Below are 13,601 nucleotides of genomic sequence, written 5' to 3' on the forward strand. Positions count from 1 at the left end.
GGAGCGGGGCGGCGCAGGCAGCCGCTGCCCGGATGCCGTCTGCGATGCCCGATGCAGTCGACCGCTCGGAGGTCGTAGCCCAGATCGCGCCGCCACACCCGTGAAAGCCCGCAAAGTCCGAACGCCGAACCGCCCCGCGCCCCGCACCACCGCGGCCCGCGCACCGCGCCCGCATCACCAGCCCTGCGCACCCCGCCCCGCGGACCAGCACCGCCTGCCGCACCCCAGCATCGCGGGCCCCTTCACCGCGCCAGCGCACCTGCATCACTGCGCCTGCATCACTGCGCCTGCATTACTGCGGCTGCGCACCGCGCCTGCTCCACCGGCCCTGCGGGCCAGTACCCCGCACCGCGCCCCGTGGGCCACGCCCCGCGCGCCGCAGCACCGCGCGCCCTGCACCGCGTCCGCGCCCTGCACCACCGCGGCCCGCGCACCGCGCCCGCACCCGGCCCTGCGGGGCCAGCCCGCGCACCACGCCCAGCGCACCGCGGACCATCACCGCGCGCGCTGCACCTCAGCATCGCGCCCCTCTGCACCGGGTCCGCGCCCTGGATCACCGCGGCCCGCGCAGTGCGCCCGCACAACCGGCCTCGCCGGGCCGGCCCGGCGCGTCACGCTTCGCGCGCCGCAGCATCGCGCGCCTCGCACCACCGCGTCTCGCGGCCATCACGCGATCTCTGCGGCGTCAGCGGTCGGTCAGGCCTCGCCGCGGCGCCGGTCCGCGCAGGCAGACGGCCGAGTGGGTCGCACAGGACCGGCCGGAGCACTGGCGCATCGACCGGGACGTTTCAACGATCGGGCGTGACCGCGGTGTCCGGCCGACCAGCATCGCCGACTGCCGCTGGGCGCCCGGGGCGCTGCAGGTGATCAGCCTCCGGCAGTCCGCATCGATCCTAGCCCGCGCCCCGGGCGGTCGCGCGCAACTCCGAGGCGAACTCCCACGACCAGCAGCGTCCGACGAGGATCCCGGCGCCGAGCCGCACCGACCGCCCACGGCCCTGGCCATCACCCACCGCCCGCGGCCGCGCGCCGCGCCCACCGCTCGTCGCCCCGCGCCGCACTCACCGCCCGCGGTCCCGGCCAGCACCGACCGCTCGTCGTCCCGCGCAGCATCCACGGCGCGCGGCCCTGCGCGCCATCCACCACCCAGGGACTGCGCAGCCCCCTACCGGCCTGCGCAGTACCCACCGCCTGCGGCCCCAGGCAGCACCCACGCCCGCGGCGCCGGCCTCGGGTAGGTGGTCGGGCTTGGCCGCGAGGCCGGGGTGGCTTTGGCGGCGGCCGGTGGTGGTGCTTCGGTGGGCGTTCGGGGGCCGGTAGTTCAGTGCTGGCTCGGTGGTGGTGGGGGCGGTGGAGTGCTGGGGTGGGCTCGGTGGAGTGGTACCCGGCGTCGGCGGGAGCGACATGGACGCGACCATCGGAATCGTCTCGCTGGTCATTGCGGTGGTGGCGGGGCTGATCATGGTCCGGGGCTTGTTCCGGTTTGTTCGGAGGGCTCGGCGGGGGCGACGGGGGGCCGGGCCGCGCGATCCGTTCGGGTGGGTCGCGGGGATGCAGGAGGACGTTGTTCGCCGGGCTCAGGCCGGCCTTCCGCCCGACATCGACTTCGAGGGGTTCACCGGCTTCAACCGGCCTAGCGACACCCGATCGGCCGAGAGCCTCCGCGCCTCTCCGCCTCCGACCTCTCCGCCTCCGACCTCTCCGCCTCCGACCCCGCCGTCTCGAACTCAGCCGCCCTGGCCGCAGGCACCCCGCTCAGAGCCGGCCCGCTCAGAACCACGACCCCGCTCCGAGCCGACCCGCCGTTCAGAGCCGGCCCGCCCAGACCCGGCCCGCCGCCCAGACCCGGCCCGCCGTTCAGAACCGGCCCACCCAGACCCGGCCCACCCGGAAGCGCCACCCCTCTCCGAGCCGGCCCGCCCAGAATCAGCCCGCCCAGAATCAGCCCGCCCAGATCCGGCCCCGACGCACCCGGCCCGCTCCGGGGCGCATCCGTCTGAGCCGTTTCCTCCCACCCTCTACAAATCCTCCGCCTACCTCACCGAGCCCCCCACTCCCGCCTCCGGCGGCCGCTACCTCGGCGCACCCGTGTTCATCTGTTATCGACGGTCCGACTCCGACATGGCGGCGGCCTATCTGCGCGCCGCCCTCGGCGCCCTCATCGGGCGGCAGAACATCTTCATGGACGTCGACTCGGTCAAGCCCGGGGAAGACTTCGTCGAGAAGATGCTGGCCGGGGTCACCGCCGCCGACGTGGTCCTGGTGGTCATCGGCAAGAACTGGCTGAACGCGACCGGGGCCGACGAGCGGCGACGCATCGACGACCCCGAGGACTACGTGCGGCTCGAGGTCGAGGCCGCGTTGGAGCTCGGCAAACGGGTGATCCCGGTGCTGGTGAGCGGGGCCGAGATGCCCCGGGCGAACGCACTCCCCGCGAGCGTGGCCCCGCTGACCCGGCGCAACGGCCTCACGCTGGGCCACACGACGTTCGACGCCGACATCGACCGGATCGCCGGGGCGGTCGGGGTGCCGCCGCAGTAACGAGGACGCGAGGGCACCCTCGGGAGTTCGACGCCGGAGCGGAGCGTCTCCGCGGCGCGTGCCGCGCGTCCGGGGCGATGCCCCGGGGACCCGCCCGGCAGGCGTAGACATGAACGGAGAGAAGCCCGACGGCGGAGATCTCCGGCCGGAAGTTGGGTATGCCGATCACAGAGCGTGGACCGGATCCGGTAGGATAAAAGACGGACGTACGGTTTTAAGGAAGGGCCAGGTGCCTGCAGGACGGAACGGCCGGTAGGCAAGACTGGCGAGAAGAACCGACGAAGGAGTTGGACGTGTCAGAGGGCTCCCCCCCGCGCATCGACAGTTTCGGGTCGGCCGGCTCGCTCACAGTCGGCGACGAGGACTACCAGATCTTCCGGCTGAACGCCGTCGAAGGACTCCAGGACAAGATTGCGAAGCTTCCGTACTCGCTGAAGGTCCTGCTGGAGAACCTCCTGCGCACCGAGGACGGCGCGAACGTCACCGCCGATCACATCCGCGCGCTGGCCAACTGGGATCCGAACGCCGAGCCGGACACCGAGATCCAGTTCACGCCCGCCCGGGTCGTGATGCAGGACTTCACCGGCGTGCCGTGCGTGGTCGACCTGGCCACGATGCGCGAGGCGGTCGCGGAGCTGGGCGGCGACCCGGCGAAGATCAACCCGCTGGCGCCGGCCGAGCTGGTCATCGACCACTCGGTGATCGCCGACGTCTTCGGGGCCCCGGACGCGTTCACCCGGAACGTCGAGCTGGAGTACCAGCGCAACCTCGAGCGCTACCAGTTCCTCCGCTGGGGGCAGGGCGCGTTCAACGAGTTCAAGGTCGTGCCGCCGGGCACCGGCATCGTGCACCAGGTCAACATCGAGCACCTGGCCCGCACCGTGATGGTGCGCAACGGAACCGCGTATCCCGACACCTGCGTGGGCACCGACTCGCACACCACGATGGTCAACGGGCTGGGCGTCCTGGGCTGGGGCGTCGGCGGCATCGAGGCCGAGGCCGCGATGCTCGGCCAGCCGGTCAGCATGCTGATCCCGCGGGTCGTGGGCTTCAAGCTGAACGGCGAACTGCCCGAGGGCACCACCGCCACCGACCTGGTGCTGACGATCACCGAGATGCTGCGCAAGCACGGCGTCGTCGGCAAGTTCGTCGAGTTCTACGGCGAAGGGGTCACGGCGGTGCCGCTGGCCAACCGGGCCACGATCGGCAACATGAGCCCGGAGTTCGGCTCCACCGCGGCGATCTTCCCGATCGACGCCGAGACCGTGAACTACCTGCGGCTGACCGGCCGGCCCGAGCAGCAGCTGAAGCTGGTCGAGGCCTACGCCCGCGAACAGGGCATGTGGCACGACCCGAGCGTCGAGCCGGTGTTCTCCGAGTACCTCGAGCTCGACCTGTCGACGGTCGTGCCGTCGATCGCCGGGCCGAAGCGCCCGCAGGACCGGATCGTCCTGGCCGAGTCGAAGGAGCAGTGGCGTGGGGACATCCGCACCTACGTCACCGACGAAGCCCAGTACGGGCCGATCGACGAGTCGGTCGAGGAGTCGTTCCCGGCCTCGGACGCGCCCGCCAACGGACGCAGCACCGCCGCCGACCAGCCGCACCACGCCGAGAAGTCGGGCGAGCGGCCCTCGCGCAAGGTCCCGGTGACGCTGTCCGACGGCACGAGCTTCGAGCTCGACCACGGCGCGGTCACGATCGCCGCGATCACGTCCTGCACGAACACGTCGAACCCGTCGGTGATGATCGGCGCCGCGCTGCTGGCCAAGAACGCGGTCGACCGCGGCCTGACCCGCAAGCCCTGGGTGAAGACGACGCTGGCCCCGGGCTCGAAGGTCGTCAGCGACTACTACGACCGGGCCGGCCTGACGCCGTACCTCGACAAGATCGGGTTCAACCTGGTCGGCTACGGGTGCACGACGTGCATCGGCAACTCCGGGCCGCTGCAGGACGAGATCTCCGCGGCGATCAACGAGGCCGACCTGGCCGTGGCCGCGGTGCTCTCCGGCAACCGGAACTTCGAGGGCCGGATCAACCCCGACGTCAAGATGAACTACCTGGCCTCGCCGCCGCTGGTCGTCGCGTACGCGCTGGCCGGGTCGATGGACATCGACATCACGTCCGAGCCGCTCGGTACCGGGTCGGACGGGCAGCCGGTGTACCTGCGCGACATCTGGCCGTCGCCGCAGGAGGTCGAGGAGGTCATCGCATCCGCGATCCACAGCGAGATGTTCTCCCGCGACTACGCCGACGTCTTCGCCGGCGACGAGCGCTGGCAGAACCTGCCGACGCCGACCGGCGACACGTTCGAGTGGGACGCCCAGTCGACCTACGTGCGCAAGCCCCCGTACTTCGAGGGCATGCCGCCGGAGCCGACGCCGGTCACCGACATCGACGGCGCCCGGGTGCTGCTGAAGCTCGGCGACTCGGTGACGACCGACCACATCTCCCCGGCCGGGGCGATCAAGGCCGACTCGCCGGCCGGCAAGTACCTGGTCGAGCACGGGGTGGAGCGGCGGGACTTCAACTCGTACGGGTCGCGGCGCGGCAACCACGAGGTGATGATCCGCGGCACGTTCGCGAACATCCGCCTGCGCAACCAGATCGCGCCGGGCACCGAGGGCGGCTTCACCCGGGACTTCTCCGACTCGTCGGCGCCGGTCACCACGGTCTACGACGCGGCCCAGAACTATGCCGCCGCCGGCACGCCGCTGGTGGTGCTGGCCGGTAAGGAGTACGGCTCGGGGTCGTCGCGGGACTGGGCGGCCAAGGGCACGGCGCTGCTGGGCGTCAAGACCGTCATCGCGGAGTCCTACGAGCGCATCCACCGGTCGAACCTGATCGGCATGGGCGTGCTCCCGCTGCAGTTCCCGGCCGGGCAGTCGGCCGAGTCGCTCGGCCTGACCGGCGAGGAGACGTTCTCGGTGGCCGGGGTGACCGCGCTGAACGAGGGGTCGACGCCGAAGACCGTGAAGGTGAGCACCGACACCGGCGTCGAGTTCGACGCGGTCGTGCGCATCGACACGCCGGGCGAGGCCGATTACTACCGGCACGGCGGGATCATGCAGTACGTCCTGCGCAGCCTCCTGGGCTGAGATCCGAGGCCAACGTCCCCTCGGGGACGTTGGCCTCGGAAACCATACGTACGGATTGCATGATTCCGCCCAGGCTGACACGATCAGTGACATGCCCAAGGTCAGCCAGCTGCACCTCGACGCCCGACGGCAGGAGATCCTCGCCGGTGCGCGCGCGTGCTTCGCCCGCCACGGCTACGAAGGCGCGACCGTACGTCGGCTGGAGGAGGAGACCGGGCTCTCCCGCGGCGCGATCTTCCACCACTTCCGCGACAAGGAGTCGCTGTTCCTCGCCGTCGCCGAGGACGACGCGGCCGAGATGGCCGCGGTCGTCGCCGAGCAGGGGCTCGTGCAGGTGATGCGCAACCTGCTGGACGACGAGTTCAGCCCCGAGCAGGCCGGGTGGCTCGGGACGCAGCTCGAGGTGTCGCGCCGGCTGCGTACCGACAAGGACTTCGCCGCGCGCTGGGCGGCCCGGTCGGAGGCGATCTCGCAGGCCACGCACGACCGCCTGACCCGTCAGCGCGAGGCCGGGGTGCTGCGCGAGGACGTCGACCTCGACACCCTGCAGCGCTTCCTGGAGCTGGCCCTGGACGGCCTGGTCCTCCACCTGGCCATGGGCCGCCCGGCCGCGAAGCTCGGCACCGTCCTCGACCTAGTGGAAGAAGCGGTACGGCGCCGCTAGGCGCCGTTTGTTCTGACCTGGAGCCCGCCCAGGGCGGCGCTGCCGATCGGGCGCGATGACGCCGCGTACCTTGGTTGTACTCAAGTCGTCGCGCCCGCTCGGCAGCGTCGTTCTGGGCGGGCCGCCCACTAGGGGCCGGTGACGGCCTGCAACACCGTGAGGCCGTCCAGCTCGATGTCGTCCTTGAGGACGAAGCCGGCTTCGGCGAGCTCGGCTCGCAGGTCTTCCGAGCTCATCGGCCAGGTGTAGAACTCGGTCTCCTCCTCGGAGAGCACCTCACCCTCGGCGTCGAGCACCGTGTAGCGGTACTCCCACCACTGCCGCTGGCCGGCCGGCTCGCCGCGCACCGACCCGACGACCGTGTGCGTGCCGACCGCGACCCGGCCGAGCTCCCGCGGCTGCTGCACGACCGGCTCGGTGAGGGCCGGCTCGTCGAGCAGGAACACCCCGCCGGGCACGAGCGCGTCGCGCACCCGCTGCCAGATGTCGGGGCGGTACGGCGGCGGGAACGCCGGGCTGGTGTCCAGGCACACGGCCAGATCCGCGAACCCCTCGGACACGGCGAACCGCTCGGCGGCATCCGGGACGACCGTGGTCCGTCCCCGCAGCGACGGGTCGGCCGCTAACCGCGCGTACAGGGCCGTCCGCATCCCGACCGACGGCTCCACGGCCACGATCGGCACCTCCGGCACCTCGGCGGCGAGCGCCGCGATCACCGAGCCGGTCCCGGCCCCGAGGTCGAGGATCCCGTGCCGGATCTCGCCCCCGGCCGCCCCCAGCAGTGCTCGTGCCCTGGCAGCCGTGCGTTCGGCGTGCAGTAAGTCGTAGTACTGCGCCGCAGCCGCGTATCCGTCCACTGCCGTCCTCCCCGTCACACACGTCTGTGCGGACCTTAAGTGCAGCATGCGGCACACGGATAGACCCGGCGCGGACTCTTGAGGCAGAGATAGGGCTCTCCCCGCGAAGGTTCACACTGGGTAGTGGAACGGGAGCGTGGGCCCGCTTCCGGTCGGATGCAACCGTCGTGCGCCGACAGATCCCCCGTGACGACGCTTCCGCGCTTCCGCGCTTCCCGCCCGAGTGCCGCCATCGCCGTGTCCCGGCGGCCCGCTCGCTCGCCCCGCGGCCGGCTCCGGACGGCCGGCGCCGTGCTCGCCCTGGCCGCGCTCGGTGCGGTCGGGCTCGCGCCCGCGGCCGCGTCCGCCGCCACCGTGCCCACGGCGACGCCGGTAAGCGCGCCGACGACGACGCCGGTGGCCGTGCCGGCGGCGGCGGTGAAGCTGCCGAGCGGGATCGAGCCGCTCTCGCCCTACATCCCGCAGACGTCGTGCGAGTGGGTCGACAAGCCCGGTTCGCTGGCCCTCGGCGCGCTCCTCAAGGCCACCTACCCCGGCACCTCGTACGGCGTCACCCGCGGCTGCACCGGCACGATGACCAGCGAACACTACGACGGCCGCGCGGTCGACTGGATGAACTCGATCCGCAAGCCGGCCCAGGCCGCCCAGGCCACCGCGGTGCTGAACTGGCTGTTCGCGACCGACGCGGCCGGCAACAAGTACGCCAACGCCCGCCGGCTCGGCGTCATGTACATCATCTGGAACGGGCAGATCTGGGGCAGCTACAACCAGACCTGGAAGCCGTACATGACCTGCGCGTCGCACCCCGAGGCGAGCATGGACACGACCTGCCACCGCGACCACGTGCACTTCAGCCTGAGCTGGGCCGGCGCGATGAAGCGGACGTCGTTCTGGACCGGGTCCGTCGCGGCCGTCGACTACGGGCCGTGCCGGGTCTCCGACCTGAACTACGCGGCCCCGTACACCGGCGTCGTCAACAAGACCCGGTGCACCTCGTACCCGACGATCACCGCTCCGGCCGGCTCGGCCGCGGGCTACACCGGCCTGGTCAAGTTCTCCGGCGCGCAGCTGCAGTCGGGTGCCAACGGCAACGCGGTGACCGCGCTGCAGAAGGGTCTCGGGCTGTCGGCCGACGGCACGTTCGGACCCACGACCGCGACCGCCGTCGTCGACTTCAAGTCCACCCACGGCCTGCCGGCCACCGCCGTCGTCGACGCTCCGACCTGGCGCGCGCTGCTGCTCGCCTACAAGCCCACCGGCGCGTACGCCGGCGCCACCAAGCCCGCCACGACGACGTCCAAGCCGACGACGTCCAAGCCGGCGGTCACGACGAAGCCGGCGGCGAAGCCGGTCAACCCGCTGAGCCAGTACAAGAAGACGACGCTCAAGTACGGCTCGAAGGGCGCCGCGGTCACCGCTCTCCAGAAGCGGCTGAGGCTGCCCCAGGTCACCGGCACGTTCGCGAGCAAGACCCAGAACGCGGTGAAGACGTTCCAGCGCACGCACCGTCTGCCGGTCACCGGCGTCGTCGACACGGCGACGTGGGTCGCGCTCGGCGCCTGAGCGATCACGCATGGTGACATAACTCAGGACCTTCGGATGTATCACGCGGACGACCGGGCACGGCCCGGTCGTCCGCTACGCGCTGTTTAACTGGGTGACGCGATAAGATAGTCCCGTTATGTCCATATTTTCCGGTCAGGACGTGAGCGATTTGGGCGATTTGTTACTACGGTGAGCCCGATTAGCGCGGTTCATGAGCCTTCTACGCTTGTGTTCATGAGCCGTCACGCATTACGCACCGTCACCACGATGCCCCGATCGTCCGCACCGGTTTTCGTCGACTCGACCGGACGGCGCGCCCGGTGGCTGCGGATCCTGACCGCCCTCGTCTGCCTGGCGTTCGCCCTGTACGTCGGCGCGATGGCCACCGGCCTGCTCGACACGTCCCTGGACCTGTCGACGGCGATGCCGACCATCACCGCGTCGGCGAGCGCCACGGGCTCGGCCGGGTAGGTCGGTCCCGGGCCGGGCGGTGCGCATCGCTCGCCGGCTCCGGTCGGCCCGACCGAAGGACCGCGATGCACCGGCCCGCCCACCACCCGTCGCACCCCGGCGAGGTCCCCGCCGACGACCTCCCGGAAGGCACCCCCGCAGCCGGCCCCGCCGCCGAGCCCGAACCCGCGGCCGGAGCCGAGCGTCCGGCCGAGCCCGGCCCCGCAGCTGAGCCCGGCCCCGCAGCTGAGCCCGGGCCCGCAGCTGAGCCCGGGCCTGGGGCTGAGGTCAGTGCCGCTGACCGGGTGGCGTTCAGTGAGCCGAACGGGCCCGGCGGTACGCCCGAGCCACCCCCGGCGGCCTCGCGACGGCGCGGCCGGCGCCGCTCCCCCAGCCCCCACCAGCGCGAGCGCGGCGAGCGGCGGCCCCGCGGACGGGTGCCGGTCGTCATCGTCCTGCTGGTGTTCCTGTGCGCGGTGCTGTTCCTGAACGCGGTCGCGACCGCATCGGTCGGCGCGTCGAGCACCGTGCACGAGGCCGGCCCGGCGAACGAGGTCCCGCCCCAGATCACCGACGGCGGCCCGGTCATCGACACCACCCAGGGCCGCACCACGTCGTCGTTCCGCATGAAGGCCAAGACGATCGCGCTGACGTTCGACGACGGCCCCGACCCGACCTGGACGCCGAAGATCCTCGACGTGCTGAAGAAGCACGACATCCACGGCACGTTCTTCATGGTCGGCGCCCGCATCACCGAGGACCCGAAGATGGCCCGCCGGGTCCACGCCGAGGGCAACGAGATCGGCATCCACACGTTCACGCACTCGGACATGTCGACGATCCCGGCCTGGGAACGGCGCCTGCAGTACTCGGCGACGCAGATGGCGGTGGTCGGCGCGACCGGGGACACGACGTCGCTGCTGCGCTTCCCGTACTCGTCCACCGCCAACGCGATCGACGACACGTACTGGCCGATCATCCGCGAAGCCGGTTCGCTGAACTACGTCACGGTCGTCGCCGACGTCGACGGCGAGGACTGGGCCCGGCCGGGCGTCCGCAAGATCGTCGAGAACGCGACGCCGAAAGACGGCGTCGGCGCCGCCGTCCTCATGCACGACGCGGGCGGGAACCGGGCGGAGACCGTCGCCGCGCTCGACCTCTACATCCCGAAGATGAAGAAGCTCGGCTACACGTTCACGACGCTGAGCCAGGGCATCGACTTCGGCGACGACCGGACCGCGACCGTCCACCGGACCGCGACCGGCAGCGAACTCTGGCGCGGCCGGGCCGTGCTGTACGGCATCTGGCTAGCCCACGAGTTCGTGATCTGGTGCGCGTATCTGCTGATCATCGTCGGCGCGCTGACGCTGGCCCGGCTGGCCCTGATGCTCGTGCTGACCGGGCGGCACCTGTACAAGAAACGACGACGGCGGCCGTCCGAGCCGGTGACGGTGCCGGTCACGGTCGTCGTGCCGGCCTACAACGAGAGCGCGGGGATCGTGGCCGCGGTCCGGTCGCTCGCGGCTTGCGACTACGTCGGCCGGGCGCCGGACGGCAGCCCGGTGCCGGTCGAGGTCATCGTCGTCGACGACGGGTCGACCGACGGGACCGCGGACCTGGTCGCGGCCCTCGGGCTGGACCACGTCCGGGTGATCCGGGTGGCGAACGGCGGCAAGGCCCGGGCGCTGAACATCGGGACCGCGGCCAGCGACCGGCCGCTGGTGATCATGGTCGACGGCGACACGCTGTTCGAGCCGGGCTCGATCACCGCGCTGCTCCAGCCGTTCGCCGATCCGGCGGTCGGGGCGGTGGCCGGCAACGTGAAGGTCGGCAACCGGGGCAGCCTGCTCGGCCGCTGGCAGCACATCGAGTACGTGACCGGGTTCGCGGTCGACCGGCGCGCCCACGAGATCATGCGCTGCATGCCGACGGTCCCGGGCGCGATCGGGGCGTTCCGACGCGAGGCGCTGGACCGCGTCGGCGGGGTCAGTGACGACACGCTGGCCGAGGACACCGACCTGACGATGGCGCTGAGCCGGGAGGGCTGGCGGGTCGTCTACCAGGACACCGCGCGGGCCTGGACCGAGACCCCGGCGACGATCGGCCAGCTCGCGACCCAGCGGTACCGGTGGACGTACGGGACGATGCAGGCGATGTGGAAGCACCGCGGTGCGTTCCTCGACCGCGGTCCGTCCGGGCGGTTCGGACGGGTCGGGCTGCCGTTCCTGGCCCTGTTCGGGGTCGTGCTCCCGCTGCTGGCCCCGCTGATCGACGTCTTCCTGATCTACGGGCTGATCTACTACGACGCCGCCCTGACGGCGGCCGGGTGGCTCGGGATGCTGGTCGCCCAGCTGATCATCGCCGCGGTCGCGTTCCGGCTGGACCGCGAGCCGCTGCGTCCGCTGTGGGCGTTCCCGCTGCAGCAGATCGTCTACCGGCAGCTGATGTACGTGGTGCTCATCCAGTCGGTGGCGACCGCGCTCACCGGCGCCCGGCTGCGCTGGCAGAAGCTCCGGCGCACCGGCGAGATCACGACGGCACCGCGGTAGCGAACTGCGTCCGGTAGAGGTTCGCGTAGAGGCCGTCGGCGGCGAGCAGGGACTCGTGGGTGCCCCGCTCGACGATGCGGCCGCCGTCGACGACCAGGATCTGGTCGGCGTTGCGGACGGTGGACAGGCGGTGGGCGATCACCAGCGCGGTCCGCCCGTCGAGGGCTTCGTCGAGGGCCCGCTGGACGGCCTGCTCGGAGTCCGAGTCGAGGTGCGCGGTGGCCTCGTCGAGAATGACGATGCCGGGCGCCTTGAGCAGCAGGCGGGCGATCGCCAGCCGCTGCTTCTCGCCGCCCGAGAGCCGGTGCCCCCGCTCCCCCACGACCGTGTCGAGCCCGTCGGGCAGGGCGGCGACCAGCGGCTCGATCCGGGCCCGGCGCAGCGCGTCCCAGAGCTGGGAGTCGGTCGCGTCCGGCCGGGCGTAGAGCAGGTTGGCCCGGATCGTGTCGTGGAACAGGTGCGCCTCCTGCGTGACGACGCCGACCGCGTCCCGCAGCGACGCGGACGTGGCGTCCCGGACGTCGACGCCGCCGACGAGCACGGCTCCGGCGTCCACATCGTAGAGGCGGGGGACCAGCGCGGAGATCGTGGTCTTCCCGGCCCCGGAGGGGCCGACCAGCGCGACCAGCTGACCCGGCCGGGCCTCGAAGTCGATGCCGTGCAGGACCGGGGTGCGGGGCGCGGTGTCGAGGACCGCGACCTCCTCCAGCGAAGCCAGCGAGACCTCGTCGGCGGCCGGGTAGCTGAAGTCGACGCCGCGGAACTCGACCGACCGCGCGCCGGCCGGAATCGCGCCGGACCCCTCGGCGATCATCGGTTCGAGGTCGAGGACCTCGAAGACCCGGTCGAAGCTCACCAGCGCGCTCGCGACGTCGAGCTGGACGTTCGACAGCGCGGTCAGCGGCCCGTACAGACGCGTGAGCAGCAGCGCGAGGCTCACGACCGTACCGGCGGACAGGCTGCCGGCCAGCGCCAGCCAGCCGCCGACCCCGTAGACGAGCGCGGTGGCCAGCGCCGCGACCAGCGTCAGCGCGGCGAAGAACGCGCGCGAGTAGACGGCGGAGAGGACGCCGACGTCACGCACCCGGGCCGCCCTCCTCGCGAACGCCGCCTCTTCCTCCTCGGGCCGGCCGAACAGCTTGACGAGCATCGCCCCGGCGACGTTGAAGCGCTCGGTCATCGTCGTGTTCATCGACGCGTTGAGGTCGGCCGCCTCGCGGGTGATCGACGCGAGCCGGCGCCCGACCCGGCGGGCCGGGAACACGAAGATCGGCAGCAGCACCAGCGCGGCGACCGTGATCGGCCAGGACAGCGTCAGCATCACCGCGAGCGTGAGGATCAGCGCGATGACGTTCGCGACCACTCCCGACAGCGTCGACGTGAACGCCCGCTGGGCGCCGATCACGTCGTTGTTGAGCCGGCTGATCAGCGCGCCGGTCTGGGTGCGGCTGAAGAACGCGACCGGCATCCGCTGGACGTGCCCGAACACCCGGCTGCGCAGCGACAGGATGATGCCCTCGCCGATCCGGGACGAGAACCAGCGCCCGACCATCGAGAGCACGGTGTCGAACACCGCCAGCCCGGCGATCACCAGCGCGACCGTGACCACGGTCGACCTCGGGCCGCCGCGGTTGATCGCGTCCACGACCCGGCCGGCCAGCAGCGGCGTCACGACCGCGATCACCGACGACACGACGGTCGCGGCCAGGAACACGACGATGTCGCGTCGGTACGGCCGCGCGAACCGCAGGATGCGTTTCCAGGTGCCCGGGGGCAGCTTGCGCTGGTCGCCGGGCTCGCGGCGCAGCGACCGCATCATCTGCATCGCGGCCATCGGTTGGGTCATGGGACCTGCAACGCTGTAATCAGGCCGCCCGATTCCCGGCGCTGGCAGGATGGA

The 13,601-nt window shown here is 71.9% G+C and carries 8 protein-coding genes; 6 read left to right on the forward strand and 2 right to left on the reverse strand.

Annotation, left to right across the window (positions count from 1 at the left end; all coding sequences use genetic code 11):
- Positions 1 to 1,551: 1,551 nt before the first annotated feature.
- The 3 genes from FL583_RS42590 (at position 1,552) to FL583_RS30320 (ending at position 6,300) form a co-directional block, all read left to right on the forward strand.
- Complete coding sequence (locus tag FL583_RS42590; RefSeq protein WP_276611652.1) at positions 1,552 to 2,541, forward strand: toll/interleukin-1 receptor domain-containing protein; 990 nt, start codon at positions 1,552 to 1,554, stop codon at positions 2,539 to 2,541.
- Positions 2,542 to 2,858: 317 nt separating this feature from the next.
- Positions 2,859 to 5,636, forward strand: coding sequence for an aconitate hydratase AcnA (gene acnA / locus FL583_RS30315; protein ID WP_142708366.1), 2,778 nt, complete (start codon positions 2,859 to 2,861; stop codon positions 5,634 to 5,636).
- A gap of 91 nt (positions 5,637 to 5,727) precedes the next feature.
- Positions 5,728 to 6,300 (forward strand): TetR/AcrR family transcriptional regulator, encoded by a 573-nt coding sequence (locus FL583_RS30320; protein ID WP_142708290.1) that lies wholly within the window; start codon positions 5,728 to 5,730, stop codon positions 6,298 to 6,300.
- Between the two features lie 128 nt (positions 6,301 to 6,428).
- Here the strand turns inward: FL583_RS30320 and FL583_RS30325 are convergent, their stop codons facing one another.
- On the reverse strand, positions 6,429 to 7,157 hold the full coding sequence (locus FL583_RS30325) for a class I SAM-dependent methyltransferase (RefSeq protein WP_170323946.1): 729 nt from the start codon (positions 7,155 to 7,157) through the stop codon (positions 6,429 to 6,431).
- 186 nt (positions 7,158 to 7,343) lie between these two features.
- On the opposite strand from FL583_RS30325, the gene FL583_RS30330 reads away from it, so the two are divergent.
- From FL583_RS30330 to FL583_RS30340, 3 genes are all read left to right on the forward strand, one after another.
- Positions 7,344 to 8,720 (forward strand): peptidoglycan-binding domain-containing protein, encoded by a 1,377-nt coding sequence (locus FL583_RS30330; protein ID WP_142708292.1) that lies wholly within the window; start codon positions 7,344 to 7,346, stop codon positions 8,718 to 8,720.
- A 216-nt stretch (positions 8,721 to 8,936) separates the two neighbouring features.
- Entirely contained in the window at positions 8,937 to 9,173 is a 237-nt protein-coding gene (locus FL583_RS30335; protein WP_142708293.1) for a hypothetical protein, read from the forward strand.
- Between the two features lie 284 nt (positions 9,174 to 9,457).
- The gene (locus FL583_RS30340) at positions 9,458 to 11,701 is read left to right on the forward strand and encodes a bifunctional polysaccharide deacetylase/glycosyltransferase family 2 protein (protein WP_205752589.1); all 2,244 of its coding nucleotides are present in this window, start codon (positions 9,458 to 9,460) and stop codon (positions 11,699 to 11,701) included.
- Here the strand turns inward: FL583_RS30340 and FL583_RS30345 are convergent.
- Positions 11,682 to 13,547: an ABC transporter ATP-binding protein gene (locus tag FL583_RS30345; protein WP_142708294.1), complete on the reverse strand. Its 1,866-nt coding sequence runs from the start codon at positions 13,545 to 13,547 to the stop codon at positions 11,682 to 11,684. The two genes, FL583_RS30340 and FL583_RS30345, sit on opposite strands and share 20 nt — an antisense overlap.
- Between the last annotated feature and the right edge of the window lie 54 nt (positions 13,548 to 13,601).

It is taken from the genome of Cryptosporangium phraense (assembly GCF_006912135.1).
In the GTDB taxonomy this organism is placed as follows: Bacteria; Actinomycetota; Actinomycetes; order Mycobacteriales; family Cryptosporangiaceae; genus Cryptosporangium; species Cryptosporangium phraense.

Excerpts from the sequence above, each read along its gene's own strand:
- FL583_RS42590 (WP_276611652.1), top strand. The coding sequence starts at position 1,552 with ATGCAGGAGGACGTTGTTCGCCGGGCTCAGGCCGGCCTTCCGCCCGAC.
- FL583_RS30345 (WP_142708294.1), bottom strand. The coding sequence starts at position 13,547 with ATGACCCAACCGATGGCCGCGATGCAGATGATGCGGTCGCTGCGCCGC.
- FL583_RS30335 (WP_142708293.1), top strand. The coding sequence starts at position 8,937 with ATGAGCCGTCACGCATTACGCACCGTCACCACGATGCCCCGATCGTCC.
- FL583_RS30320 (WP_142708290.1), top strand. The coding sequence starts at position 5,728 with ATGCCCAAGGTCAGCCAGCTGCACCTCGACGCCCGACGGCAGGAGATC.